Genomic DNA, 26,783 nt, shown 5'->3' with positions numbered 1-26,783 from the left:
GAGCGGTTTTCTCCTTTTTATGATTCATTCCATTTGGAGATGGTTTGATCGCTAGGTAGTAAGAAGGCCAGGATGCCTAATATCGGTAAAAAGGCGACTCCGATCATGGTAGGCGTTAAACCGAAGGCATCAATGAATGAGCCTAGAGCGACTGATCCAATTGCACCCATACCAAACGCAAGCCCAACCGTTAAACCAGACATTGTGCCAATTTTCCCGGGAAATAGTTCTTGAGCATAAACGACTGTGACAGAGAAGCTTGATGTCAGAATGACCCCAATTAGTCCAAGTAAAACATAAGCAAAAACAGGTCCGGCAAATGGCAGCAGCAGGGCAAGTGGAAAGGATGCCAATAAGGAAATTAAAATCACGGTTTTCTTGCCGAAGCGGTCTGCAAGCGGCCCGCCTAAAAATGTCCCTATTGCACCTAGAATGAGAAATAAGAAAATATAAGTCTGTGATTCTTTAATCGTCAATCCATATTGTTCAATCGCATAAAACGCATAGAAATTCGATATCGCATTCCCATACCAAGAGCGGGCAAAGATGAGAAAGACGATAATGCCAAGTGCTGTGAGTGCTGACTTACGATGAATATCAGATCTTGCAGCTTTTGCTGGAGCCTTTTTCGCTTGAGCTCGAATGGTTTGAAGTCTTCCTGCGTACCATCTTGAAATATAAAGAAGGAAACCGACAGCAATCATTCCAACAATCGTAAACCAAGCCACGCCTGGCTGACCGAGAGGGACGAGCATTAATGCAGCGATCAGCGGAGCAAAGGCTTGACCTGTATTTCCGCCTACTTGATAGATGGACTGTGCAAGTCCTCGTCTTGGACCAGCTGCCATGTTGGCAACACGAGAGCCCTCTGGATGGAAAATTGCAGAGCCGAGTCCGATAAAGACAACGCAAAGCAAAATGGTGGCAAAGGAAGGCGCAAACGCAAGCCCGAATATACCGACAGCACTAGAAAATAAAGCAATCGGGAGTGCATAAGGCATCGGCCGTTTATCTGTATACCACCCAATAGCGGGCTGCATGACGGAGGAGACCATATTTAATGTAAAGGCAATCAGCCCTAATTGTGTAAAGGTCAGCCCCATTGAGCGTTCTAAAATAGGGAACATCGCAGGAATAACGGCTTGCAATGTGTCGTTCAGCATATGGCAAATGCCAATAATCAATAAAATGGGGTAAACCGTTGATCCGGTGACAGAATTTTGAGGTTTATCCTTTGTACGAGCAGCAATAGCCAATGAGACTTCCTCCTTTCATTCAACTGTTTTCTATTTTGCATTCTTCTCATTTTATTCATAAGGTGAACTATAAAACAATAGCAAATTGTCATGATTTAGAAAAAAGAGACACAAGTGCTTGTGTCTCTAAAGGGTTATTGATAAAAAGATGCGATCACAGGCTTCATTTTTTGAATGACGAGTCCGCTTCCGCCGCGGTTTTTCACACCTTCAATCATGCCGACGAGGACGTAATCTTCTTTTTTAGGATTAAATGCAAGTAAAAATCCATTTTCAGAACCGTCTGTTGCCCCTTGTTTGCTCTTCAGCTCTGCCGTTCCTGTTTTAGCGGCAATATCAGCTCCTTCAATTTGTAAGGAGTGAGCTGTACCGTTTGGACTGGTCACGACCTGAGTCAGCGCGTCTTTCACTGTGTTTGCCGAGTCTTCTTTGATGATTTGTTTTGGTGATGCTGTTTTTTCATCTTGAACGACTCGAGGATAGACAAGCTTGCCTCCTGTTGCAAATGGAGAATAGGCATGTACTTGTTCAATCGGTGACATGAGTAATTCGCCTTGGCCATAGGCAGAGTCAGCAAGTAAGATGTCCGATTGAATGCCATCGTTCGATACTTGTGCTGGTTTCATTGTAAATGGCATGTGCAAATCTTCGCCAAACCCAAATGCTTTTACTTTTTTCTCGTAGGTGTCTTTGCCAATTTCCAGTGCTTCCTGTCCGAAGTAAATATTATCTGAGTACACGAGGGCATCAACCATATTTACGTTTTCTTTATCGTGAACCCGTGTAATTCGATAATTGCCCCATGATTGATCCTTTTGCCATTTCAGTCCATGAATGGTGCGTACTTTATTTGGCTTTGTGACACCTGTTTCCAACCCGATGGCTGCTGTAATGGTTTTGAATGTAGACCCTGGTGCATACCGGCTCGCATACCGGGCTTGGAATGGGAGGTCTGGGTTTTCGCTGTATGCCTGATATTGTTTAGGTGTGATCCCGTTTGTCATGAGATTGACATCGTAGGAAGGGGTGCTGACAAGCGCTAATAGATCCCCTGATGATGGATTCATGATGGTGACGGCTCCTTTTTCACCTTTCAGCTGTTCATAGGCTTTTTTCTGTAAAGATGCATCAATGGTCAGCTTCACTGTTTTTCCATCTTGTCGATCTGATTTTTGCAATGTTTCTTCAATGCCTGTTTCATCATGGACGATCAGAATGCTTCCGCCATCTTGTCCGCGCAAGTTTTTGTCAAACGTAAATTCAAGGCCGGTTTTGCCGATGATTTGATCTGCTTTTAATGCCGGATTTCTTTTGATATCATCTGCATTTGCTTTTCCGACATAGCCGGTGAGATGGGCGGCGGCTTCGTTATAAGGATAGTAACGCATTTCCTTCGATTGATAGGTGACGCCTTTTATATCCTTTGGAATCGGCTTCTGTTCTACCATTGATTTGAGCGGGACAAACGTGTCGTCTGTGACCCATACTTGTTTCAGCTGGTTGTCGATTAGTTCTTCATCTATATCAAATGCCTTGCTGATTTTTTTGATATTGCGTTCTTTTTCTTTCCCTGTCCCGAGTTTACCTGGGATGATGCCAAGTGCGTTTCCACCAGTTGTTTCTGCCAGCGTACGCCCTTTTCGGTCTACAATGTTTCCACGGACAGCAGGGTCTGATTTGACTTTGATAGTATCTCCCTTCTCCATTTGCGGGAAGATGAGATTTGGCTTCCAGTCCACTTTCCACTTGTCATCTTCTTCTGAGAGAACGCCCTTGTAAGAAAGCTTGTGCAGCTTGCCAAAAGACGTTTTCATTGTCACATCATAGGAAAATTGATACCCATTTCCTTTGTCCTGTTTTTCGACGTTGAGCTTTGATATGTTCAGATCATAAGCACCAATTCCGTTAAAGATATTGTCATATTTTTCGGCTAGTTGTTTTTTTGAGAAGTCATTGGCTTTCAAAGACGCACTCGTTACCTCATCCACCAGCTTCGTAAAGTCTTTCTTCTCCAATTGTTTCGTAAAGGATTCAGCCGCTTTTAAAGCCTCTTTTTCTTTTGAGAAAAGAGTATCTTTTAAGAAAAAGAGAGCAGCTGCTATCACGATGATGCTAAGAAGAGGAATAATGAATTTTTTCTGTTTCCAAAATGATTTTCTTTGATCCTTATACAATGAAAACACCTCAATTTTTGATTAGATCTTCTATATTTTACAGTGATTGCACATGATTTGTATAGTTTCTCCTATGAAAATAGACCAAGGCATCATGTCATGGTTTTGAAAATGGGAGTAAAATGACAGCTGTTTTTATGAAAGATATCTTCATTTTTTCTTATGATTTAAAGGATTTCTTAAGAGATCATCGAATGTGGAAAATTAGAAAAAATATGACAAGCGCTTTCAATAGGGGGGAATTGTTATCGTTTATAAAAAAGTGAATGTAATTGGACTTATTCTTGGACCGACACTCTTCTTGCTCGTTCTGTTTCTCATACCTGAAGATGAATTGACCTATGCTGCGAGGGTAGTCTTGGGCATTACGGCTTGGACGGCAACATGGTGGGTGACAGAAGCACTGCCCATACCTGCAACATCTTTATTGCCCATCATCCTACTGCCGACACTTGGCGGACTTTCTATGGAACAGACATCAAGGGCTTATGGAGATCCGATCGTTTTTATGTACATGGGAGGATTTATGATTGCTATTGCCATTGAAAAATGGAACTTACATAGAAGAATGGCCTTACACATTTTGAGGGTGATTGGCACAAGAAGTGATCGCATTGTATTAGGTGTCATGATCGCGACTGCTTTTTTATCTATGTGGATTTCGAATGCAGCGACAGCCCTGATGATGCTCCCAGTGGCACTTGCAGTGATTAAAGAGGTCAAGGCTAATGAAATCTTATCTGGTCCATCTCTTGATCGATTCAGTAAAAGCATCTTATTGTCGGTTGCGTATTCAGCGTCAATTGGTGGTCTAGCAACACTTGTCGGATCTGTGCCAAATGCGGTGTTTGCTGCGATGTCAAAAAAACTGCTAGATCGGGAAATTATGTTTTTTGAATGGTTTTTGTTTGGTTTTCCTGTTGCGATGATTCTGCTCATTCTCTTATTTCTGTATTTGACCAAGGTACAGTTCAAGGTAGAGCACACAGGTGAAATGAGTGTAGCGTTCATTCGAAAGGGATTAGAGAATTTAGGAAAAATGAAACAAGAGGAAAAATGGGTGTTTGTTGTTTTTCTCATGACGGCGTTTTTGTGGATTTTTAAGCTCTTTTTGTTTGGAGGGATCACCGTATCTGATACGTCTATCGCCATTTTCGGTGCCATGCTGTTATTTCTCATTCCAGCAACAAATGGAGAGAGAATATTAGAATGGCAGGATATGAAACAGCTGCCGTGGGGGCTTTTGCTTTTGTTTGGAGGTGGGCTTTCGCTCGCTACGGGCTTTGCAGAAACCAATCTAACGGGATGGATTGGCGAAAATCTACAGCATTTAAATGGGCTTTCGTATATCGTGCTGTTGATCATTTTAACGGGAGCGATTTTGTTTATGACTGAAATTATGTCGAATACAGCTGTTGCCAATATGATTATTCCGATTACGGTAGGGCTTGGGCTTGCGATTGGCATGGAGCCATATGGGTTAATGGCTGCGGCTGCTTTGGCTTCTTCATGTGCGTTTATGCTGCCGATCTCCACACCGCCAAACGCCGCTGTCTTTAGTGCGGACGTGCTGAAAATATCTGATATGGTCAGGGCAGGCTTTTGGTTAAATATCATCAGTATTGTGGCGATTGTCCTTGCGGTGTATTTCTGGCTCCCGATTGTGTTTAAAAGCTGAGCGGGTTAAGAAGATGGCTTTGATCGAATCGAGACCGTCGGTGTTTTTGTTTCTTTTGGCTTCGGTGCTGGTGTGGATTTTTTGATGTGAGTGTCCTTTGGCGTGTAATAAGCGTGTTAGATCCAGACATGGTGGACTCAAATTCAGCCAAAAACAGCGTGATTTAAGCAAAAAAAAGAGACCGGGAAACCCCGTGTCTCTTTTCTAATGTGTTTCATTAAGATGACTTTTTCGTCTTGCATAGGTGAAGTAAACAACGACACCAATGGCTACCCAGATAAGGAAGGCTCTCCAAGTCACCCATGAAAGGGTCGTCGCAAGTGTGATACAAATGACCGCACTGATAATCGGAAGAACAGGCACGAATGGTACTTTAAACGCTGCTTTGACATTCGGGTGCTTTTTCCGTAAAACAATGACGGCAATTGAAATCACCGTAAAGGCTGCAAGTGTACCGATACTCACTAAATTCGCAAGCGTCGATAAATTCACAAAACCTACGATACATGCTGCGACAGCACCTGTCAGCCAAGTGTTGGCAACGGGTGTTTGCGATTTTGGATGAACATTTGAGAAAACTTTTGGCATGAGTCCATCGCGGCTCATCGCAAAGGTTAAGCGAACCTGCGCATAGACCAAGGCAATTAAAACCGTTGTGATCCCAATAATGGCACCGGCTGATATGATACCTGCCACACTATGAAGGCCAACGACTTGAAGAGCAAATGCGACAGGGTCACTGACATTCAGTTTCGTATAGTGAACCATGCCGGTTAAGACAAAGGACACACCGATGTATAAAATGGTACAAACACCGAGCGCCCCGATAATGCCGATCGGCATCGCCTTTTGCGGATTTTTGACTTCTTCAGATGCATTGGCGATCGCATCAAATCCGAGATAAGCAAAAAAGACTGTTGCCGCGCCTGCGATCACTCCTTCAAAGCCCATCGGCATAAAGGGTGTCCAGTTTTCAGGTTTGACGTAAGCAAAGCCTGAAATGATAAAGAGAAGGACGATGGCAATTTTGATTAACACAATGATGTTATTCAGCTTCGTGCTTTCTTTGACGCCTCTTGAGACGATAAAGGTGATGAGTAAAATAATAAGTGCGCCTGGAAGGTTAAAGACGGCACCATCAGCGGCTCCAGGTGCAGCTGATAAAGCCTTCGGTATGTGCAGACCGAATCCACTGAGCAGTGATTGAAAATAGGACGACCATCCACTTGCTACAGCAGAGAGCGCAATGACATATTCAAGCATGAGATCCCAGCCCATTAAGAAGGCGAGAAATTCCCCAAGTGTGGCGTAGGAATACGTATAGACGCTTCCTGACACAGGAATGGACGAGGAGAATTCAGCGTAGCAAAAAGCAGCAAGGGCGCATGCGATCGCAGCCAAAATAAAAGATATAATAATCGCAGGTCCCGCATCCTTTGCTGCCGCAACCCCCGTAATCACAAAGATACCAGTCCCGACCACGCAGCCAATGCCAAGCAAGATTAAATCAAACGTATTTAACGATCGGCTAAGCCGCTTCGTTTGACTTTCAAGCATGAGCTGGTCGAGAGACTTTTTTCGAAATAAAGAACTCATGTTGACCTCCTAATGGATAAATCTTTTCGTAAGACGAATGTTAGTATATGCGTAATTGACAATTTAGTCAATTGGTTGAAAAACGCTTTAAATCACTAAAGTGTTAAACATCACAATCGAATTTGTGCATAAAAAGAGACATCCGCTGGCAGGTGGAAGGCGGATGTGGTGACGGGGGGATCTATGTCTGTTCAGCAAATATTTTTTCATTGAACAGCACACTTGGATGAGTGGGGTAATGGGCGGAGGAGGCAAGATGATGTGTCTTGGCTTTTTCCAAATCGCCGAGCTGATAATAACAATAGCAAAGCTGGAGATGTGGATACCACGTTTTATACTGTGTGAGTGTGAAGGCTGTTTCGTTTTCAGGAGCCTTCAGCGCCTGCTCATACCAAAAGATCGCTGCCTGATGTTTATTTTGTATTTTTAGATGATCCCCGATCCGGCAGCAAAATTCTGGACGGGGCTGATCGTATAAGAAAGAACGTAATAATGAGGATAAAGCCGCTTCCTCGAAGCCTACCGCATAATAGCAGTCGGCTAAATATTGGCATGTGCGAATTTCATCCTCAATCCAGCACTGTTTTGTCGCTAAAAATTCATGATAAAAACGAATCGCCCTGACATGCTGCCTGTTATCTCTTAATTCATTGGCAAAGTAAAAGAGATCACGTGGCGTCATGTCCTCTCCTTTTGCGAGCATGTCTTCATAAATTCGCAGGTTGCGCCCAGGCTCACCAGTGGTTGTTTTCTTGCGCTTTTGATGTGTGACGGCTATATCGGCTGGAAAGATGTTGCCATACACTTGAAGAAACTCATGTACGGCCCCGTACCACTGAAAGTTCAAGACACGTTTCACAAGGCGATTTCTTCTATATTTAAAATTCACCCGACCGTCTTGATCAAATCCCACATGATAAAACATTGAGACGGCATCCACCGAAGGATCAAGCGTCTCTTTGAGCTGAAGAAATTTTTGACGGTCTTCTTCTAGTAGAACATCGTCTGCATCAAGCCATAAAATATACTCTTTCGTTGCATGTGAGAAAGCGAAATTGCGGGCTTTTGCAAAGTGCTGAACCCATTCGAAATCAAGTACCTGTGCTGAAAAGGAGTGAGCAATCTCCTTCGTACGATCTGTTGACCCTGTATCAACGATGATCATCTCATCTACAATGTCTTGGACAGAGGAAAGGCAGTCCGCTAACACCTCCTCTTCATTTTTCACAATCATACATAAGCTAATGGTTACCATCTTTAGATCACCTCTTCATAGTGTATCGAGCAGCAAAAGGAAACATTCTTTTCAGCAGCGGGTTTTTTAAAACTAGTTTTCTGCTACCGGCTGATTTAAAATAAAGGGAGAATCTATGTAAGGGCTGATAAAAATGAGTTTATTGAATGTTGAAGGATTATATAAAACATATGGCGAGAAAACGCTGTTTGATCATATTTCTTTTCATATAGAACCAAGGGAACGCATCGGATTGATTGGACCAAACGGAACAGGAAAGTCAACGCTCCTAAAGGTCATTGCAGGACTTGAATCGTTTGAGGAGGGTGACATCACGAAGGCAGGGACACTTGATATCGAATTTCTTGAGCAAGACCCTGAAATGAGCGGGAATGAAACGATTCTTGATTACATTTTTTCTGGAACGGCACCCATGATTCAAACGATGAAGGCATATGAAAAGGCGCTAGCCGATTTAGAGCATGATCCGCAAAATGAAGCAAAACAAGAAGCGCTCATGCGCATGCAAAATCGAATGGATCAGGAAGACGCATGGGATGCGAACCTGTCAGCAAAAACGATTTTGACAAAGCTTGGTGTCAAAGATGTGAGCCGCTCTGTTCATGCATTATCAGGCGGACAGAAAAAGCGTGTCGCGATTGCTAAAAATTTAATTCAGCCCGCGGGATTGCTGATTTTAGACGAGCCAACCAACCATCTCGATAATGCAACGATTGAATGGCTCGAAGGATATTTGAGTCAATACAGCGGTGCTGTCATTCTGGTGACGCATGATCGTTATTTCCTAAACCGTGTGGCCAACCGAATTTATGAATTGAATCAAGGGCAGCTCTATACGTATAAAGGAAATTATGAAGTCTTTTTAGAAAAAAGAGCCGAACGAGAAGCAGAAGCTCAGGTGAAAGAAACGAAGCGTCAAAACTTACTCAGACGAGAACTTGCATGGCTGAGAAGAGGGGCAAAAGCAAGAACGACGAAGCAAAAAGCTCGCATTGGCAGAGCCGAAGAGCTGATGGATCAAAAAGGGCCTGATGCGAAAGGAGAGCTTGATTTCGCTATCGGCTCGCACCGCCTAGGAAAACAAGTCATAGAGGCAGAAGACTTATCAATTTCATTTGCTGGCCAGACCCTTGTGGAGCGGTTTACAGATTTAGTCGTGCCGGGCGACCGGATTGGATTTATCGGGCCGAATGGAGTCGGCAAAACGACTCTTCTTAACTGTCTAGCGGGTAAAATAGAACCGACTACAGGACAATTGACGATTGGACAAACCGTTCGCATTGGCTATTACACGCAGGATCACAAGGAAATGGATGAAGAACTGACCATCATTGAGTACATCAAGGAAACAGCTGAGATCGTCAAGACATCTGATGGCGCCATCGTGACAGCAGAGCAAATGCTAGAACGGTTCCTATTCCCAAGATCCATGCAGCGGACGTTTATTCGCAAGCTGTCAGGGGGAGAACGCCGCAGATTGTATTTATTGAAAGTCTTAATGGAAGAACCAAATGTTCTCTTTTTAGATGAGCCGACGAACGATCTTGATACGGAGACCCTCAGCATTTTAGAGGATTATTTAGAACAGTTTCCTGGCGTTGTTATGACCGTATCGCATGATCGTTATTTCTTAGACCGAGTGGTTCACCGTCTGCTTGTCTTTGAAGGTAATGGCCGCATTTCACACTTCCAAGGTGCTTACAGCGATTACATGGAGCAAGAAAAAGAGGCGAAGCGGACAGAGACAAAGCCTGCTGAGAAACAAGTAGAAGCGGCGCCTAAAAAGAGAAAAAAACTTTCTTATAAAGACCAGCTTGAATGGGACGGAATTGAAGACCGGATTCAGGCATTAGAGGAAAAACACCAGCAGCTTGAAGCAAGCATTGCGGAGGCAGGCAGTGATTTTGGAAAAATTCAAGAGCTGATGGACGAACAAAAAGCCGTTGCTGAAGAACTAGAACAAGCAATGGACCGCTGGACAGAACTATCGCTGATGATTGAGGAATTAGAGAGTCATGACTAAGAAATAAGAAACCTGTAGAGTTGATCTACAGGTTTTTTTGATAAGAGCATTTCGCATAGGCATCATGCTGATGAATGGATTCCTCATTACGACACTCGACTTGAAAGCCCCTGACCCATGGCTGCTCATATAATTCGATGGCCATTAACCTTGTGAGATCTTCTACAAAGCGTGGATTTTCATAAGCCTCTTCTGTCACTTTCTTTTCATCAGGTCTTTTAAGCACAGGATACAGCGGTGCACTCGCATTGGACTCAATGATATGTAAAAGAGCTGCTTTCATGTCGTTAGGGAATGATGCTTGTTCAAACAACTCTACCTGAATGGAAACAGAGCCGCGCTGATTATGTGCACCGTATTCACTAATTTCTTTAGAACAAGGACATAATGTGGTGACTTGTGCATCGCAGCCAATATGACAGGTCCATCCATCCTTTTCATGAAAATGAATGTCATATGTGATTGTCGCATGCATCAAACCCGATTTCCCGGTGACTGGGCTTTGCTTTTCCATGTACCAAGGGAAGGAAACTTGAACCGAGGCAGATGACTGATTCATCTGACGGGCAAGCGCTGCTGTCAATGCTTTTAAGCTATTCACATCAAGCGGCTTTCCGCTTTCGTAAAACGAGTGCAGCTGTTCAGTGAGACGGCTCATATGAATGCCTTTTTCGTGAGCTCTCAGGGAGGTACTCAGTGCAAAGTCAGCAGAAGTTATTTGGTCCTGCGGTGCCGTTTTAGACAAAATTCGTACAGGATAAGACACGCGGCAGATGCCGACTTGTTCAAGATGAAAATAAAAGTCCTGCTCCGTCTTTTGGGTGTCAGTCATGTTCTCTTTTTGAGAAGGCTTCGTTCCAAGGCTTGGCGGTACAGATCCGAATTGTTGGTGTCGTTCTTTTTTGGGTGGAAAAGAAAACATGAGATCCCTCCTTTAAATCGTAATAATTCCTATTTATTTTGCATCAAAACACGAGAAAAATCAAGAGTGAGAACATTTACGTTTACGTTAAGGTTATAAAGGTGTATAATAAATCATGAATTGATGAGCAGGAGGCACTGGCAATGGAATGGATGAAAATTGATCAAGTGGCGAAAAGAAGCGGACTGACCAAACGGACGATACGTTTCTATGAAGAGATTGGTTTATTATCAGCACCAAAGCGGACAGAGGGCGGTGTCAGACTTTACTCAGAGGACGACATGGAAGAACTAGAGAAAGTGATGCAGGCAAAAGAGGTACTTGGATTTTCTTTACAAGAGCTTCAATCGTTTATGGAAATAGGAAAGCAGCTTGAGCTGAATAAAGAAGGTTACTTGCTGTCGCTTGATCCGAAGGAACGATTAGAGAAGCTGTTAGATATTGAGGCGCAGCTGTCTGTACAGCATCAATTGATTACAAAAAAGCTTGAAACGATTCAATCTTTTAAAAAGGATCTTGAAGCGATGAAAGAAAGAGCGGCTCATGCAATTGAGCAATTACAAAAATAAACACCTCTGCGTGTTTATTTTATTTTGTCAACATTTGAAGGAAAGGTTCTGATGGAATGAAGGAAGAAGAAGTGTTGAAACAGCGTACAAGTCTGCTTAGGCAGCCGAAAGCCGTCTGGGCTGTTGCCTTTGCGTGTGTGATTTCATTTATGGGGATAGGACTTGTGGACCCGATCTTGCCAGCCATTGCATCACAATTAGATGCATCTCCAAGTCAGGTCTCTCTTTTATTTACGAGCTACTTACTTGTGACCGGCTTTGTCATGTTTTTTACCGGCTTTATCTCTAGTCGGATTGGTGCGAAATGGACGTTATTAATAGGACTTATTTTTATTATTGTCTTTTCTGCTTTAGGCGGTACCTCTTCAACGATTAATGAATTAATCGGCTTTAGAGGCGGATGGGGCATTGGGAATGCCTTATTTATTTCAACTGCCCTCTCTGTGATTGTCGGTGTGTCTGTTGGAGGAAGTGCGAAGGCCATTATTTTATACGAGGCTGCACTAGGTCTTGGGATTTCGGTTGGACCGCTGCTTGGCGGAGAGCTTGGGACGATCTCTTGGCGCGGGCCATTCTTTGGCGTTGCGGTGTTAATGCTTGTTGCTCTTTTAGCCATTACGTTTATGCTCCCGCCGATGCAAAAACCTCAGAAAAAGGTGAAATTATTCGAGGCTGTCGGGGCGTTAAAATATAAAGGGTTATTAACGATGGCATCTGCGGCTTTCTTATACAATTTTGGTTTCTTTGTGCTTTTAGCCTATTCGCCATTTGTGCTTCATCTGGATGAGCATGGTCTTGGTTATGTCTTTTTTGGATGGGGACTATTTTTGGCAGTGACATCCGTCTTCTCAGCGCCGGTCATTCATCGCAAACTTGGGACATTGACTTCCCTTGTGGTTCTGTTTGCTTCATTTGCTGTGATTTTATTCGGCATTGGGGTATGGACTTCACATGTTGTAGTCGTCATCTGCGGAATTGTTATTGCTGGGGGCATCCTTGGCATGATCAATACAGTGCTCACGACCGCTGTGATGGGATCGGCGCCGGTTGAACGTTCGATTGCTTCATCCTCTTACAGTGCTGTGCGGTTTATTGGGGGCGCGATTGCTCCTTGGATTGCCGGAGTACTTGCTGAATCTTACACAGCAAGCACCCCTTACTATGTAGGGGCGGCTGTCGTTCTGTTAGGCATGATCATCCTGCTTCTTGGCCGGAAGCATTTGGTCAATATTCAAGCAGGTCATTAAATAGAAAAAAGCCTTATATCTTCTGAACAGATATAAGGCTTTTTTGTCGTTATAATACTTTTGTCGTCCAAGATTCGCAATTCCAAGTTTCAGTGGCTACATCTTGATAAAATTCAGGTTCGTGAGAGATCAATAAGACGCTCCCTTTGTATTCTTTTAATGCACGTTTTAGTTCTTCTTTTGCATCGACATCCAAGTGATTGGTCGGCTCATCGAGAACAAGTAAGTTGGTTTCTTCGTTGATCAGCTTACAAAGACGGACCTTTGCTTTTTCTCCACCGCTTAAAACAGACACGCGGCTTTCAATATGCTTTGTCGTTAATCCGCATTTTGCAAGAGCGGCTCTGACTTCATATTGCGTGTAAGAAGGGAAGGTACTCCACACCTCTTCAATACAAGTGTTGCTGTTTTGCTCTTTTACTTCTTGCTCAAAGTAGCCAATATGCAGGAATTCTCCGCGTTCCACCTCACCAGAAATTGGCGTGATTTCTCCAAGAAGACTTCGCAGCAATGTCGTTTTTCCGATACCGTTAGCGCCGTATAACGCAATTTTTTGCCCGCGTTCCATTTTCAGATTCAATGGACGAGAGAGCGGTTCATCATAACCAATGACCAAATCTTTTGTTTCAAAAATCAATTTCCCGGAAGTTCGTGCCGGCTTAAAGTGGAATTCAGGCTTTGGCTTTTCTGCTGCGAGTTCAATCATATCCATTTTATCCAGTTTCTTTTGACGGGACATGGCCATATTTCTTGTGCTGACACGTGCTTTGTTTCTTGCAACAAAATCCTTTAATTCAGCGACTTCCTGCTGCTGCCTTTTATAAGCTGCTTCAAGCTGCTGCTTTTTGACTTCGTACACTTGTTTAAATTGATCATAATCACCAACATAGCGCGTGAGCTCTTGATTTTCAACATGATAAATCAAGTTAATGACGCTGTTTAAAAATGGAATATCATGTGAAATGAGGATAAACGCATTTTCATATTCCTGTAAATAGCGTTTCAGCCACTCAATATGCTGCTCATCCAAATAGTTGGTTGGCTCATCGAGAAGGAGAATTTCTGGCTTCTCTAACAGCAATTTCGCAAGCAATACTTTTGTACGCTGCCCGCCGCTCAGCTCCGTCACATCACGGTCCAGCCCAAGATCCGTTAACCCAAGACCTCTCGCAATTTCTTCGACCTTGGAATCAATGATATAAAAATCATTGTTTGTGAGCGCATCTTGAATGACGCCAACTTCCTCTAACAGCTTTTCCAGCTCATCAGGATCGGCTTCACCCATTTTGCCGTAAATGTCATTCATCGCTGCTTCCATGGAAAATAAATAGTGGAATGCATCCTGAAGCACTTCGCGGATCGTTCTTCCCTTTTCTAGTACAGTATGCTGATCAAGGTAGCCGACACGGACATTTTTTGCCCATTCGACTTTTCCTGCATCTGGCTCCAGCTTGCCAGTAATAATATTCATAAACGTTGACTTTCCTTCACCGTTGGCGCCAATTAAGCCGACATGCTCGCCTTTTAATAAACGGAAGGAGACTTCGTGAAAAATGGCTCTGTCGCCAAAGCCATGGTTTAAATCTTTAACAGATAATATCATTTTTTACACCTCAAATAGATTCAAAACGGCTAGTGCCTCTCATGATTATATCGAACTGTCCGGCTCGATAAAAGCATCAAAAGAAAAATTGCGTTTCAAAGCTGATTTTGAGATACTAAAGGATAGATTGAATGAGGATAAAGGAGATCGACATGATAGAAAATTGGGCATTTTTGAAAGAAGCAAAGCCATTTATTCAGGAAAACTTTCAAGCGGCTGGCTTCGAAAAACCAACAGCTATACAAGAAAAAACAGCAGAGTGGATTACGGAGAAGCGTGATGTGATCGCGGAATCGCCTACGGGAACGGGGAAGACACTGGCGTATGTGTTGCCGCTTTTAAATAAAATCGATGTGAATATCAAACACCCGCAAGTCTTAATCTTGGCACCTTCAAGAGAGCTTGTGATGCAAATTTTTGATGTCGTGCAAGAGTTCAAACAAGGATCAGACATCAAAGCGGTCTCCTTGATTGGTGGAGCGAACATCAAAAAGCAGCAGGAAAAACTAAAGAAACACCCGAACATCGTTGTCGCAACACCTGGCCGTGTACAGGAATTAATCAAAATCAAGAAACTGAAAATGCACGAAGTCAAAACGGTCGTGCTAGATGAAGCAGATCAGCTTCTTGTGCCAGAGCATATGAAAACGATCCAAGCGATCATTAAATCCACATTAAAAGAAAGACAAATCCTCTGTTTTTCTGCGACGTTAAAAGAGGAAACGGTTCAACTGATTAAACAAATGACGTCTGAACCAGAAGTATTGAAAATTGCCAGAAGTGAGGAAGAAGCGCAGAAAGTAGGACACTATTATCTGTTATGTGATCAGCGTGATAAAGTGAAATTACTGCAAAAGCTATCACGGCTTGAGGACATGCAGGCGCTCGTCTTTGTGCGTGATATTACGAATTTAAGCATTTATGCAGAGAAATTAGCGTATCACCATGTCGACCTTGGTGTGCTTCATAGTGAAGCGAAAAAAGCAGAGCGTGCTATCATCTTAAAGGAATTTGAACAGCGTGAATTCCCGCTTCTCCTTGCAACAGATATCGCAGCAAGAGGCATCGACATTGACGATCTGCCGTACGTGATCCATGCCGACCTGCCAAACGAAGAAGGCTATATCCACCGTTCAGGCAGAACCGGGCGCGCAGGAAAAGAAGGGGCTGTCATCAGTCTTGTCACACCTCAAGAGCATGCAATGCTCAAAAAAATGGCGAAAAAGCTGAATCTTACGCTTCTGGAAATTGTTTATAAGCAAGGCCAGCTGCATCTTGCGCCCAAGCAAGCATAAAAAAAGGACCCTTCCACATGGAGGGTCCTTTCTTTTTATGAAATTTTGACAAGCTGTTTTCCGACATTTTCCCCTTTAAATAGTCCAAGGAATGCATCAGGAATGTTGTCAAAGCCTTCAATGATTGTTTCTTTATAAGTCAGTTTGTCTTCTTTAACCCATTGTGCGAGATCTCTTGCAGCCTCTTCAAAACGATCTGAATAGTTGGCAACAATGAAGCCTTGCATCAATGCGCTTGTTTTAATGAGTTTTGTTTGCACACGCGGTCCGATGTCCTCGCTTGCGCTAATGTTATAAGACGAAATTGCGCCGCACACTGGAATACGTGCAAAGCGGTTCAAATGATTCATCACGGCATCAGAAATTTCGCCGCCAACATTGTCAAAATACACATCGACGCCGTTTGGACAGGCCTTTGCTATGGCATCATCTAAATCATTTGTTGTTTTATAATTAATCGTTTCATCAAAGCCTAGTTCTTTTAAATAAGCCAGCTTATCATCAGATCCCGCAATCCCAACGACGTGAGCGCCTTTGATCTTAGCAATTTGTCCCACAACGGAACCAACGGCACCTGCGGCTCCAGAAATGACAACGGTCTCGCCTTCTTTTGGCTGGCCAATCGCAAGAAGTCCGAAATAAGCGGTTTGCCCTGGCATGCCCAAAATTCCTAAATAATAGGACAATGGCGCAATGGATGGATCAATTTTAGTCAGAGATTCAGCTTTGGCTGTAGAATATTCTTGCCAGCCAAGGAATCCAAGAACAAAATCCCCTTTTTCAAATTGAGGCGATTTGGATTCAACGACTTCTCCGACAACACCGCCCTGAATCACTTCATTTAGCTTGAATGGAGGTGTATAGGATTTTGTATCCTGCATTCGTCCTCTCATATAAGGATCTACAGAAACATATTTCGTTTGAATCAAGACTTCGCCATCTTGCGGCACAGGTATATCGACTGTTTCAAAATGAAAAACATCTTTTGTAGGTAATCCTTTTGGACGTTTGGCTAATTGAATTTGCTTTTGTTGACTCATGTCAAATCCTCCCTTTCACTTGCAGCCTAGATTTACATTAACATGATGCTTCTTTTCATTCAAAACATACGGTCTTTTTCAAACACATACAAAAAAGCAGCCGCCATCTCATAGATGAGGACTACTTTTTTGGAAGTCAACAGAGAGGAGCGGCGGCAGACAGCCAAACAGCTGATACGCGTCCGCATCACGTTCTTTTAACAAATATTCGTTCGCATTTTGCATGGAGGCTTTCATCATATCGCGCGTCACAAAAGGAAAAAGGATATTCAAGTATGAGGACAACAGGTCTTGTGGATCTTGTTCAATCGACTCGATATCTCCAATGTTAATGATGATTGAAAAGAGATAATCAATGGAGATGCGAAAGTGCTGTTCAGCAAACAATGTAAGCGGCTTTGCTTTTGCTTCTTCAGGATTCCACTTCTGAAAAAGCTGTTTCACCAAATCACTGACAACCCAAGCATTAAACTGCTGCTCCGCTGAAAAGTAATACATCAGCTCTACCTCATTTCTAGCCTCCAGTATAAGAATTGTACAACAAAACAGCAGGGATGAATACAATATTTCAGAAAATTTAGTCATTTTTTCGGGCTTTTTGTCAAAAATAAGCCAATAGGCACGGTTAGTACACAATGTAAAATGGATGTGCTCAAGGAAGGTTTAATGACAAAAGTGACGGGTAAAAGATTCGTAAGACGCTAAAGGAGGAATATAAAATGAAACCTGTTGTAAGAGAGTATTCAAATGATGAGACACTTCAAAGAGATGTAGAGCAATTAAAAGCACTCGGTGTTGCAAGAGAGGACATTTATGTTCTGTCCCATGACGATGATCGTACAGAGCGTATTGCTGGAAATGCAGATGCTAATACGATAGGTCAAAGAGAAGTTGGACTTAAACATGCTGTTGGGAACATCTTTAGTAAAAAGGGCGATGAGCTCCGAAATAAAATCCATGAAATTGGTTTCTCTAAAGAAGAAGCTGAGAAATTTGAAGAACATTTAGATGAAGGAAAAGTCCTTCTCTTTGTGACAGACCATGAAAAAGTGAAAACTTGGGCATAAACGCCAACTGAAAAAAGCCTCTTACTTTCGTAAGGGGCTTTTTTTCATGCCGATATCTCTGAAGGAGAGAACACATCTTTTTTACTATAATAAGAAAAAACAGCAGATTGGAATAAACAGTAAATCATCTAATTGAAAATGCAGATATACCAAAGAAAATGATAGGAAATGAGAAAAGAATAGTAAAAATTTCACAAAAATCCATTCGGGAAATAATCATTGTATCTTTCGATTTTGTTTCAAAATGTAATAAAAATCTTGTGTAATTTAGTAGATAAATTTCTTAGTTCTATTGGTTTAAGTTGTATTTTTGTGTAGAAATAAGTGTTTTGAGGTCAAAAAACCACGAAAAATACCTGTATTTTCAATTAGAAAATTCATTTTAATGTTTAGGAAATAACTTGTTGACAAAATAATCTAAAAACAATATATTTGGCTTATTCCAGTCATTATGGAAGTAGTTGTTAAATTTCTGATGGGTTTATTCAAGGCACATTCTAGTGAGAGGTGGTGTCATAAAACCAAGGTACAAGCGCTTTTAAGAGAAAAAGCTTGCTTGGAATATTTCTACTAAAACATAAGAAAACGGTCTTTTACAATGGTAGCCGATCTAAACAGTAGATTGACCTTTCTACTATGATCACTTTGCAAGAGATATTCAAAAGGCGTTATGTTCTTGTCCAAGAGAGAAAGCGGTTTCAATAAGGGCTGTGAGTTGATCGAACGGTGAAGGAGGTGAACTCATATGAAAAAAAGAGACAATAAGCTGAGGCGCTGCAGCTCTCAAATGGCTGCATATGAGGATGCATGCTGAAAAAGAAGAGTGAACATGTGGGATGCTTCTCTCCTTTTTCAGAAAACAGATTTTCCTAAAAAATCCATCTTTCATTTTAACATAAGGTTTTTGGCTTGAAAATGACCTTTGCCCGAAAAGCCGATTTTGAATAGAAGGAGGTCCTGTGATGAAAAAAGCTTTATATCATGAAGACAGTGGGTTGTATCTAGAAAAAATGCGTATGGCATTTCAAGAACATTATGAAAAAAGAACAGATATGTGGTCTACTGATCCATCCTTAACAGATGCAGCCGTGATGTCATTAAAGGCATGGCATTCACGGGAAAAGAATGCACTTGCTTCTGTGCTCGATATCGGGTGCGGGAACGGCCGGGCACTTGAACATTTAAGGGGGCTTTCTGCATATGTCGGTATCGACCTGTATGGGCATGAGGAGTGGGAAGGATTACAGAAAAGAGAAACGGTTCCTGTCCATTTTGTTCATCAAGATTTTATGTCCTGGTCGATGGATCAGGGACGCGGGATGCAGTTTGATTTAATTTTAGATCATGGCTGCTTTCATCACCAGCATCCTGATGATCATGAGCGTTATTTAAAACAGGTTTCCTCTTTGCTTCATGAAGGCGGCGTCTTCTCACTTGTTGTATGGGGAGAAGAGTGGAGAACAGGATTAATCGGAGAAGATGGCCGTTTCCACTTTTCATTTTCAGACTCTCAGCTTGGAGAAAGAATTTGTTCATCAGGTCTGGAGCTTGTATCGATTACACCATTAAAAGCAAAGGCCGGCATTAGCCAGCATCATGTCATTGCCGTCAAAATCTAGTACAAAGGTGATCACTCAAAAGCTAGCAGAGGGGTTCATTCTAAGAAAGAGCATGTGCGCATCATGTAGGCGAAAGGCGTTATGAACCAAGATTTCTGCTCCTTTGTACTGGACAAGACCTAGATTGAAACATCGCTAGAAGAGCTGGGAACGAAGACATTCTTGCGAAAATCAGGGTCTGAACGATGAGAGGAATCGCACATCCATATTCTTTTTAGGCATGAGTGCCGCTTGAAATAGGAGCACATATGCTAAGGGAGTGCGGACACATATTCATCACTCCATCACTGCGCTATGAGAGTCGATTTGGGTGCAGCGATGAATAGGGGGGAGACAAATGAACAAGTTTGTAGATGAATTACAATCAATGATTCATCATTTTACCTTTCAAGAAAAAAACTATTTGCTCGTGGGGCCAGTGAACCTGCCGATCTCCATTCAACATGAAGAAGTGCCATTTAAATGGTATGCCTTCGCACCTGTTGAAGGGGAGACAAAACCAACGATCGAATCTATTGTCCAAATGAGTACCGCGCAGCAAACCTTTTCCTCTTGTCTCTTATTTGGCGACTTTGAAAATGAGGTGCCGCCGCTAGTGCGAATTCATAGTGTCTGCCAAACAGGGGATGTGTTTGGGTCACTGAAATGTGACTGCGGTCCACAGCTTGCGTTATCGCTGAAGAAAATCACCGATTACGGTAAAGGCATGCTCGTATATATGGCCAATCAAGAAGGGCGGTCAATTGGGCTGATGGCGAAAGCATTGACGTATAAATTACAGGAAATGAAGCTGGATACTTTTGAAGCCAACCGCCTGATTGGCTGCGGAGATGATGACCGGCATTACGAGGAGGCAGCGGCTGTTCTGCACTATTTAAACAAAGGGAAACCAATGCACCTCCTAACGAACAATCCAGATAAAGTCGATTCCATTGCTGCTTACGGTCTTCCTGTATTGCGATTTGATCATACGGTCGAAGCTTCTCTCTATAATGCAGCCTATTTGAAGGCAAAAGCAGCCTCAGGGCATATGGTCGATGAGAAAAAATTAATTAATCAGTAGATGAGTTTACTTTAAAGAAGGCGGGAGAAAAGCGTGAAACCTGAAATCAATTGGATTCAAATCCCAAGCGGCTATGCAACGATTGGAAGTAATGAAGAAGATATGAAAAAGGCATCAGAATTCTGGAAGGACAAGCTTCTCAATCCAACCTACGGCCGTGAGAAAAAATTTCAAAAATGGCTTTACAAAGAATTTCCATCCTATCAGCCGTATATCAATGAATTTTTTATTTCAGATACGGTCGTCACCAATGAATGGTATCAAAGCTACTGTGATGAAACAGGCCAGGCGTACCCGGAGAGCTTAACGAATCAAGAGCTTGGTGGCGGGAAAGATCATCCGGCTTGGGGCATGGATATCGAGGAAGCCTTCTCGTTCTGCCAGTGGCTGAGCGGGAAACTTGGGATAGACGTGTCGATTCCTACTGAAGAAGAATGGGAATATGCTGCCCGGGGAAATACGAGAAATCAATACCCGTGGGGAGATGAGTTTGATCCTTCTTTATGTAATACGTTCGAATCAAATATTGAAAAAACGACGCCTGTCCGTCAATACAAAAAGGGCAGATCCTTATTTGGTCTTTATGATATGGGGGGCAACGTCGAGGAATGGGTCAACACCAAATATCATGTATACGAAGGCGGCATCGAGGTCGTAGATGATTTAACGGAGACGCTTGGCAGTAATTACTACATTTTAAAAGGCGGCTCCTTTGCAAGAGGCGGAGATTTATGCAGAGTCGCCAGAAGACACGGGAAGCATCCAGATCCCGTTTTCCGATTTACTGGTTTTCGTATAGTGACTCGTCAAAAACAACATATAAAGGTGGGAGTGTAAAATCATGCATAGAGGACCGATTACATCTGTTTTATCAACTCAGCAGGACCAAATTGTTTACACTGGCGGCTATGACCGTTGTATTTATAAGTGGAACCGGGCAACAGGAGAAGGAACGTTTATTGGAAGTCACGAGCATATCATTAACTCTTTATCTCTTTCTGAAAACGGAAAGTATTTAGCGAGTGCATCGTCAGACTACACCATTCAATTGTATGATACAGACACTCATACTCGAATTCGCACCCTGTTTGGTCATGCAGATGATGTAGAAGCCGTCGCCTTTGCCAAACAGGATACCTTACTAGTATCGGTGTCTAGAGATAGAAGGTGCTTAGTGTGGGATATCGAAACAGGAGCTGTTTTAAGAGAATTCCATGGACATAGCAAAGATGTATTAGCTGTATGGATACATGGCGATAAAGCTTATACAACAGGTGATGATGGCTACGTTCTTGTATGGCTGTACGATACAGGAGAAATTGTAGGGGAAATTGGTCCGTTTGATTATGAGCTGGACACAATCAGCGGCAGCAATCAAAAAGAAGTGTTCGCACTTGGCAGAGACGATGGCACCGTCATTATTTATGATGCGGTTACTTTACAGGAGAAAAAAATCATTAAAGCCCATTTACAGGGCGTCAAGCGGGTGAACTTTTCTCCAAGCGGCAATTACTTGCTGACAGCAGGCTATGACCATTTAATTAAGCTGTGGAATTATGAAACAGGGGATTTAGTCGATACGTTGCTGCCTCATAAATATCAGTGGGAGCGTTCGCTTGTCTGGACGGAGGATGAGAAATCCATCCTAGGAGCCAGTTTTGGAAAAACGTATTGTGAATGGTCTATTGAAAAGGGAAAAGTTGTATCAGATGAGATTGAAATGGCGACACCATCTATTAATGATATTGCGCTGACTGATGCGGGAGATATCATCACAGCATCAGATGACGGAAAATTCAGAAAGAACGGGATTGAAATCGCTAAATCGACAGGCGTTTTAACAAATGGAGTGGCTGTCGCACGAGATGGAAGCTATTATGCGTGGGGAGATCATGCAAGTCAGGTGCATATTGTTCATGAATCATTACAGCAAATGGTTTCGTTTGATCTCAACACAGGGCCGGTCAACAGTGTGTATTTCCACGAGGAGGATCGGCAATTCTATATTGGAACTTACGGCGGTTATGTACATGTCATTTCGACAGAACATTTAAAGGAAATTGGCCGTTCCAAAGCACACGATTGTGCTGTTAAAGCATTAAAAGTAGAAGGAGATCATATCATCACAGCCGCGGTAGAAGGAACCATCTGTCTTTTAGATAAGAAGAGCTTGTCTTTAAAAGCGAAATATATCGGAGCGACAGAGCTGTTAAATGATGTATTCATTGATAGTAAAAGAGATCGTATTGCCATTGTCAGCCGTGACAAGAATGTGAGATTGTTTGATTTGCATACAGGAAGAATTTTAGACCAGCATAATGAACACCAGTATTCTATTAAATCTGTCTCTGTCACAGACTCTGGCTATATTGTGAGCGGAGATTATTGGGGCTATGTCGTTGTGTGGAATCCAGAGCTAGATGTCAATACCGGCCCAATTAGAATTGCCAAGAATGGGATTAGTGCCATCAGACAATTAGGCAATGATGTATACGCAAGCTCATATGACGGCGGGATTTATCATATTCGAGAAGATGGCACACATACTGAAGTACTGCGCTTATTTGAACAATTTCCGAAAGAAGTAATCTCTCATTAAGAAAAAGAATGTAAGCGGGGGATTCTCATGATAAGTGTTTGCAAGGAACATATGAAAAAAGGCCTGACTGTACTCAATTGTCCGCATGTGCTCCTCATTAATAAATATGAATTACGCAAATGCTGTTTTTGTAAACAACGAGCATCATATAAACTTTTTTATTCCTTGCCTTACTATGATCGATCTGAAAAGAAACGGATGGAAAAAATATAGCACATGAGAATAGAACTCCTTCATTTCCTGAAGGAGTTCTTTCCCTTGAAAGAGAAGAAAGGAGACTCACATGAAAGACGATGTTTTTTATATGAAGCTGGCGATTGCCAACGCAAAGGCAATGAAAGGGCAAACCTCCCCAAATCCACTTGTCGGTGCAGTCATTGTACTGCAAGGTGAGATTGTTGGGATTGGTGCTCACATGAAGGCGGGCGAACCTCATGCTGAAATTCATGCGCTGCAAATGGCAGGGGAAAAGGCAAAGGGAGCTGACATGTATGTGACGCTTGAACCTTGTTCGCATCATGGGAAAACGGGTCCTTGCACGGAAGCCATTATCAAAAGTGGTGTGAAACGTGTAGTCATTGCGACGCAAGACCCAAATCCGCTTGTCGCAGGTAAGGGGGTTACCATGTTGAAACAAGCAGGGATCGAAGTAGATGAAGGAATATGTAAACAGGAGGCGGATCGCTTAAATGTGCCTTTTTTTCATTTCATTCAATCAGACCTTCCTTACGTCATCTTAAAATCAGCCATTTCGTTAGACGGGAAAATTGCAACATCTCATCTTGAAAGCAAATGGATCACAGGAACAGAAGCGAGGAAAGAAGTGCAGCAATTGCGTCAAGAAGCCGATGCTGTGATAACAGGTGTCGAAACGATTATTCAAGATGATGCAGGTCTTATTGTGAAAGATTCAATGGCGACCCAGCCCATTCGTGTCATTTTAGATTCCACATTAAGGATTCCGCTTCATGCGAAATGTTTAACAGATCATATGGCCGAAACCATTATTTGCACCTCGCACATGTATGATCAGAAAAAGTATGAACAGCTGGTAGATAAAGGGCATCAAGTCTATGTCACAAGCGGAGAGCAGCGGACAAATATTCATGACGTGTTACGAATGCTGAAGGAACGTTCTGTCATGTCAGTTCTCGTTGAAGCAGGAGGAAATGTGAGTGCGTCCTTTTTAGAAGAATCACTAGTCAATGAAGCCGTCATTTATATGGCACCTTTATTAATCGGTGGAAAACATGCACCTACTTTTTTTGAAGGAGAGGGGGTGAAAAAACTAAAAGAAGCGATCCGTCCAGCAGATATTGAATATAGTATGGTTGGAAAAGATATCAAAATGACAATAAAATTCTAATAAATGTAAGACTTTGTGCATCGAGCGCAAGGTCTTTTCAATACTTCTTGATAAAAATAAAAGTGTACATACACCTTTCCAAGGAATGATGAATACGATGGATGGGGGGTGATTCCATGAGAAGATGTAGACAATGCGGAAAGACATATCCAACTCATTCGACAGACCACTACCAAAAAGGAAGCTGGTATGATGCGTATAAGGATGACGGCTGGGAATGTGATAGTTGTAAGAAAGGGAAATCTGGAAAGCCAGGGAAACCAGTGAAAAATCCTTGCTGCGGAAAAGATCCTTGTGTTTGTGTGATTCAAGGTCCGCCAGGCGGGAGAGGAAGAAGAGGCCCAGCAGGTCCAGCAGGTGCAGTGGGTCCAGCGGGTCCAGCAGGCCCAGCAGGCCCGGCAGGAGCAACTGGAGCCACTGGTGTAGGCTTAACGGGCATCGTGGCATTTGATCCAGCGGTAGCCCCAACCTATCCAGTAGGTCAAGTCGTGACATTCGATGGAAGTACGTATGTGGTGAATTCAGCGCCGCCAACAGGTACGCCAGGTACGTCACCAGATTATACATTGTTAGCAGCTGCTGGTGAAACGGGTGCAACCGGAGCAACAGGTACAGGAGCGACCGGTGCGACAGGAGATACAGGTGCGACTGGAGTTACCGGAGCAACCGGAATCACAGGAGCCACAGGAGCAACAGGTACAGGAGCAACCGGTGCAACAGGAGATACAGGTGCGACTGGAGTTACCGGAGCAACCGGGATCACAGGAGCAACAGGTACAGGAGCAACCGGTGCGACAGGAGATACAGGTGCGACTGGAGTTACCGGAGCAACCGGAATCACAGGAGCCACAGGAGCCACAGGAGCAACAGGTACAGGAGCGACCGGTGCAACAGGTGATACGGGAGCGACTGGAGTTACCGGAGCAACCGGGATCACAGGAGCAACAGGTACAGGAGCGACCGGTGCAACAGGAGATACAGGTGCGACTGGAGTTACCGGAGCAACCGGAGATATCGGGGTCACCGGAGCGACCGGAGTAACGGGAGCCACAGGAGATACTGGAGCGACCGGAGTCACAGGAGCGACCGGAGATATCGGGGCCACCGGAGTCACAGGAGCCACAGGAGATACTGGCGCCACCGGAGATACCGGCGCCACCGGAGTCACCGGAGCGACCGGAGTAACGGGAGCCACAGGAGATACTGGCGCCACCGGAGTCACAGGAGCCACAGGAGATACCGGAGTCACCGGAGCGACTGGAGTAACGGGAGCCACAGGAGATATCGGGGCCACCGGAGTCACAGGAGCCACAGGAGATACTGGCGCCACCGGAGTCACCGGAGCGACCGGAGATATCGGCGCGACCGGAGTCACCGGAGCGACCGGAGATATCGGCGCGACCGGAGTCACAGGAGCGACCGGAGATACCGGAGTCACAGGAGCGACCGGAGATACCGGCGCCACCGGAGCGACTGGAGTAACGGGAGCAACAGGAGATACCGGCACCACCGGAGCGACCGGAGTAACGGGAGCCACAGGAGATACTGGCGCGACCGGAGTCACCGGAGCGACCGGAGTAACGGGAGCCACAGGAGATACTGGCGCCACCGGAGTCACCGGAGCCACAGGAGATACCGGAGTCACCGGAGCCACAGGAGATACCGGAGTCACCGGAGCGACCGGAGTAACGGGAGCCACAGGAGATATCGGGGCCACCGGAGTCACAGGAGCCACAGGAGCCACAGGAGATACTGGCGCCACCGGAGTCACAGGAGCGACCGGAGATACCGGCGCCACCGGAGTCACCGGAGCGACTGGAGTAACGGGAGCCACAGGAGATACCGGCGCCACCGGAGTTACAGGAGCAACCGGAGCAACTGGATCGAGTGCGATTATTCCATTTGCATCAGGTACCCCTGCTGTCTTGACTACAATTGCAGGGGGTCTTGTCGGAACTTCTAGTTTGGTCGGCTTTGGTAGCTCTGCAACAGGCGTTAGCATACTAGGTGGTATCATCGACTTAACAGGAGCAGCAGGTACTCTTTTAAATATGGCATTCTCTGTACCAAGGGATGGCACTATTACTTCATTTGCCGGATACTTTAGTACTACGGCAGCATTGGCTTTAGTCGGCACGAGTATTACAGTGACAGCTAGCTTATTTGCTTCACCGACACCAGATAACAGCTTCACTCAAGTAGCGAGTGTCACATTGGCACCACCATTAACGGGGATTTTAACTATTGGTGCTATTTCAAACGGAATCGCTACCGGCCTGAATGTGCCAGTTACAGCAGAAACAAGATTACTGGTTGTTTTCTCTGCGACTGCAACAGGCTTATCTTTAATTAACACTGTAGCAGGCTATGCGAGTGCAGGCTTATCTATCACGTAATTGAAACAGGGATGA

20 protein-coding genes are annotated in these 26,783 nt (G+C 43.8%); 12 read left to right on the top strand and 8 right to left on the bottom strand.

The window, feature by feature from the left end:
• Nucleotides 1-17 precede the first annotated feature (17 nt).
• Together C6Y06_RS15805 and pbp4 are read right to left on the bottom strand one after the other, a co-directional pair.
• Nucleotides 18-1,256, bottom strand: coding sequence for an MFS transporter (locus tag C6Y06_RS15805; protein ID WP_034664564.1), 1,239 nt, complete (start codon nucleotides 1,254-1,256; stop codon nucleotides 18-20).
• A 134-nt stretch (nucleotides 1,257-1,390) separates the two neighbouring features.
• On the bottom strand, nucleotides 1,391-3,430 hold the full coding sequence (gene pbp4, locus C6Y06_RS15800) for a penicillin-binding protein PBP4(5) (protein WP_106037191.1): 2,040 nt from the start codon (nucleotides 3,428-3,430) through the stop codon (nucleotides 1,391-1,393).
• 262 nt (nucleotides 3,431-3,692) lie between these two features.
• Between pbp4 and C6Y06_RS15795 the strand changes: the two genes are divergently transcribed.
• Nucleotides 3,693-5,108, top strand: coding sequence for an SLC13 family permease (locus C6Y06_RS15795; protein WP_060595735.1), 1,416 nt, complete (start codon nucleotides 3,693-3,695; stop codon nucleotides 5,106-5,108).
• Nucleotides 5,109-5,312: 204 nt separating this feature from the next.
• Here the strand turns inward: C6Y06_RS15795 and bcaP are convergent, their stop codons facing one another.
• Both bcaP and C6Y06_RS15785 read right to left on the bottom strand, forming a co-directional pair.
• Nucleotides 5,313-6,704, bottom strand: coding sequence for a branched-chain amino acid transporter BcaP (gene bcaP, locus C6Y06_RS15790; RefSeq protein ID WP_060595736.1), 1,392 nt, complete (start codon nucleotides 6,702-6,704; stop codon nucleotides 5,313-5,315).
• Between the two features lie 181 nt (nucleotides 6,705-6,885).
• On the bottom strand, nucleotides 6,886-7,959 hold the full coding sequence (locus C6Y06_RS15785; RefSeq protein WP_060595737.1) for a tetratricopeptide repeat-containing glycosyltransferase family 2 protein: 1,074 nt from the start codon (nucleotides 7,957-7,959) through the stop codon (nucleotides 6,886-6,888).
• Between the two features lie 133 nt (nucleotides 7,960-8,092).
• On the opposite strand from C6Y06_RS15785, the gene C6Y06_RS15780 reads away from it, so the two are divergent.
• Nucleotides 8,093-9,982 carry an ABC-F family ATP-binding cassette domain-containing protein gene (locus tag C6Y06_RS15780; protein ID WP_060595738.1) on the top strand — a complete coding sequence of 630 codons (1,890 nt, stop codon included), beginning with the start codon at nucleotides 8,093-8,095 and terminating at the stop codon, nucleotides 9,980-9,982.
• 25 nt (nucleotides 9,983-10,007) lie between these two features.
• Here the strand turns inward: C6Y06_RS15780 and folE2 are convergent, their stop codons facing one another.
• On the bottom strand, nucleotides 10,008-10,904 hold the full coding sequence (gene folE2, locus C6Y06_RS15775) for a GTP cyclohydrolase FolE2 (protein ID WP_066031185.1): 897 nt from the start codon (nucleotides 10,902-10,904) through the stop codon (nucleotides 10,008-10,010).
• Nucleotides 10,905-11,047: 143 nt separating this feature from the next.
• On the opposite strand from folE2, the gene C6Y06_RS15770 reads away from it, so the two are divergent.
• Both C6Y06_RS15770 and C6Y06_RS15765 read left to right on the top strand, forming a co-directional pair.
• Nucleotides 11,048-11,473 (top strand): MerR family transcriptional regulator, encoded by a 426-nt coding sequence (locus C6Y06_RS15770; RefSeq protein WP_060595739.1) that lies wholly within the window; start codon nucleotides 11,048-11,050, stop codon nucleotides 11,471-11,473.
• Nucleotides 11,474-11,529: 56 nt separating this feature from the next.
• Complete coding sequence (locus tag C6Y06_RS15765; protein WP_066031184.1) at nucleotides 11,530-12,720, top strand: MFS transporter; 1,191 nt, start codon at nucleotides 11,530-11,532, stop codon at nucleotides 12,718-12,720.
• A 49-nt stretch (nucleotides 12,721-12,769) separates the two neighbouring features.
• On the opposite strand, the gene C6Y06_RS15760 is transcribed toward C6Y06_RS15765, so the two are convergent.
• Nucleotides 12,770-14,323 carry an ABC-F family ATP-binding cassette domain-containing protein gene (locus C6Y06_RS15760; protein WP_066031183.1) on the bottom strand — a complete coding sequence of 518 codons (1,554 nt, stop codon included), beginning with the start codon at nucleotides 14,321-14,323 and terminating at the stop codon, nucleotides 12,770-12,772.
• 152 nt (nucleotides 14,324-14,475) lie between these two features.
• Here C6Y06_RS15760 and C6Y06_RS15755 point away from each other — a divergent pair, with 152 nt between their 5' ends.
• Nucleotides 14,476-15,618, top strand: coding sequence for a DEAD/DEAH box helicase (locus C6Y06_RS15755; protein ID WP_106037190.1), 1,143 nt, complete (start codon nucleotides 14,476-14,478; stop codon nucleotides 15,616-15,618).
• Nucleotides 15,619-15,653: 35 nt separating this feature from the next.
• Here C6Y06_RS15755 and C6Y06_RS15750 read toward each other — a convergent pair whose 3' ends face one another.
• Both C6Y06_RS15750 and C6Y06_RS15745 read right to left on the bottom strand, forming a co-directional pair.
• Entirely contained in the window at nucleotides 15,654-16,658 is a 1,005-nt protein-coding gene (locus C6Y06_RS15750) for an NADP-dependent oxidoreductase (RefSeq protein ID WP_060595742.1), read from the bottom strand.
• 108 nt (nucleotides 16,659-16,766) lie between these two features.
• A complete protein-coding gene (locus tag C6Y06_RS15745; RefSeq protein ID WP_060595743.1) occupies nucleotides 16,767-17,156 on the bottom strand; it encodes a YfmB family protein in 390 nt (129 codons plus the stop codon).
• Between the two features lie 221 nt (nucleotides 17,157-17,377).
• Here C6Y06_RS15745 and C6Y06_RS15740 point away from each other — a divergent pair, with 221 nt between their 5' ends.
• From C6Y06_RS15740 to C6Y06_RS20110, 7 genes are all read left to right on the top strand, one after another.
• On the top strand, nucleotides 17,378-17,725 hold the full coding sequence (locus C6Y06_RS15740; RefSeq protein ID WP_060595744.1) for a YflT domain-containing protein: 348 nt from the start codon (nucleotides 17,378-17,380) through the stop codon (nucleotides 17,723-17,725).
• A 962-nt stretch (nucleotides 17,726-18,687) separates the two neighbouring features.
• On the top strand, nucleotides 18,688-19,344 hold the full coding sequence (locus C6Y06_RS15735) for a class I SAM-dependent methyltransferase (protein ID WP_106037189.1): 657 nt from the start codon (nucleotides 18,688-18,690) through the stop codon (nucleotides 19,342-19,344).
• A gap of 337 nt (nucleotides 19,345-19,681) precedes the next feature.
• Nucleotides 19,682-20,407, top strand: coding sequence for a GTP cyclohydrolase II (locus tag C6Y06_RS15730; RefSeq protein ID WP_066031179.1), 726 nt, complete (start codon nucleotides 19,682-19,684; stop codon nucleotides 20,405-20,407).
• 33 nt (nucleotides 20,408-20,440) lie between these two features.
• Complete coding sequence (locus tag C6Y06_RS15725) at nucleotides 20,441-21,244, top strand: formylglycine-generating enzyme family protein (RefSeq protein WP_106031354.1); 804 nt, start codon at nucleotides 20,441-20,443, stop codon at nucleotides 21,242-21,244.
• 4 nt (nucleotides 21,245-21,248) lie between these two features.
• Nucleotides 21,249-23,006: a WD40 repeat domain-containing protein gene (locus tag C6Y06_RS15720; RefSeq protein WP_060595747.1), complete on the top strand. Its 1,758-nt coding sequence runs from the start codon at nucleotides 21,249-21,251 to the stop codon at nucleotides 23,004-23,006.
• 283 nt (nucleotides 23,007-23,289) lie between these two features.
• Nucleotides 23,290-24,372, top strand: coding sequence for a bifunctional diaminohydroxyphosphoribosylaminopyrimidine deaminase/5-amino-6-(5-phosphoribosylamino)uracil reductase RibD (gene ribD, locus C6Y06_RS15715; RefSeq protein WP_106037188.1), 1,083 nt, complete (start codon nucleotides 23,290-23,292; stop codon nucleotides 24,370-24,372).
• 116 nt (nucleotides 24,373-24,488) lie between these two features.
• Nucleotides 24,489-26,768 (top strand): exosporium glycoprotein BclB-related protein, encoded by a 2,280-nt coding sequence (locus C6Y06_RS20110; protein WP_189288378.1) that lies wholly within the window; start codon nucleotides 24,489-24,491, stop codon nucleotides 26,766-26,768.
• Nucleotides 26,769-26,783 lie beyond the last annotated feature (15 nt).

The sequence above is a fragment of the Bacillus sp. MZGC1 genome (genome assembly GCF_002998605.1).
GTDB lineage: Bacteria > Bacillota > Bacilli > Bacillales > Bacillaceae > Bacillus.
Note: the sequence above shows the minus strand (reverse complement) of the source record. Positions and strands in the feature narration are given on the sequence as shown.

What these genes read in the sequence shown, in the direction of transcription:
- C6Y06_RS15735 (WP_106037189.1), top strand. Translation starts at nt 18,688, where the DNA reads ATGAAAAAAGCTTTATATCATGAAGACAGTGGGTTGTATCTAGAAAAA.
- C6Y06_RS15780 (WP_060595738.1), top strand. Translation starts at nt 8,093, where the DNA reads ATGAGTTTATTGAATGTTGAAGGATTATATAAAACATATGGCGAGAAA.
- folE2 (WP_066031185.1), bottom strand. Translation starts at nt 10,904, where the DNA reads ATGTTTTCTTTTCCACCCAAAAAAGAACGACACCAACAATTCGGATCT.
- C6Y06_RS15750 (WP_060595742.1), bottom strand. Translation starts at nt 16,658, where the DNA reads ATGAGTCAACAAAAGCAAATTCAATTAGCCAAACGTCCAAAAGGATTA.
- C6Y06_RS15720 (WP_060595747.1), top strand. Translation starts at nt 21,249, where the DNA reads ATGCATAGAGGACCGATTACATCTGTTTTATCAACTCAGCAGGACCAA.
- ribD (WP_106037188.1), top strand. Translation starts at nt 23,290, where the DNA reads ATGAAAGACGATGTTTTTTATATGAAGCTGGCGATTGCCAACGCAAAG.
- bcaP (WP_060595736.1), bottom strand. Translation starts at nt 6,704, where the DNA reads ATGAGTTCTTTATTTCGAAAAAAGTCTCTCGACCAGCTCATGCTTGAA.
- C6Y06_RS15785 (WP_060595737.1), bottom strand. Translation starts at nt 7,959, where the DNA reads ATGGTAACCATTAGCTTATGTATGATTGTGAAAAATGAAGAGGAGGTG.
- C6Y06_RS15760 (WP_066031183.1), bottom strand. Translation starts at nt 14,323, where the DNA reads ATGATATTATCTGTTAAAGATTTAAACCATGGCTTTGGCGACAGAGCC.
- C6Y06_RS15745 (WP_060595743.1), bottom strand. Translation starts at nt 17,156, where the DNA reads ATGTATTACTTTTCAGCGGAGCAGCAGTTTAATGCTTGGGTTGTCAGT.
- C6Y06_RS15740 (WP_060595744.1), top strand. Translation starts at nt 17,378, where the DNA reads ATGAAACCTGTTGTAAGAGAGTATTCAAATGATGAGACACTTCAAAGA.
- C6Y06_RS20110 (WP_189288378.1), top strand. Translation starts at nt 24,489, where the DNA reads ATGAGAAGATGTAGACAATGCGGAAAGACATATCCAACTCATTCGACA.
- C6Y06_RS15765 (WP_066031184.1), top strand. Translation starts at nt 11,530, where the DNA reads ATGAAGGAAGAAGAAGTGTTGAAACAGCGTACAAGTCTGCTTAGGCAG.
- C6Y06_RS15730 (WP_066031179.1), top strand. Translation starts at nt 19,682, where the DNA reads ATGAACAAGTTTGTAGATGAATTACAATCAATGATTCATCATTTTACC.
- C6Y06_RS15755 (WP_106037190.1), top strand. Translation starts at nt 14,476, where the DNA reads ATGATAGAAAATTGGGCATTTTTGAAAGAAGCAAAGCCATTTATTCAG.
- C6Y06_RS15770 (WP_060595739.1), top strand. Translation starts at nt 11,048, where the DNA reads ATGGAATGGATGAAAATTGATCAAGTGGCGAAAAGAAGCGGACTGACC.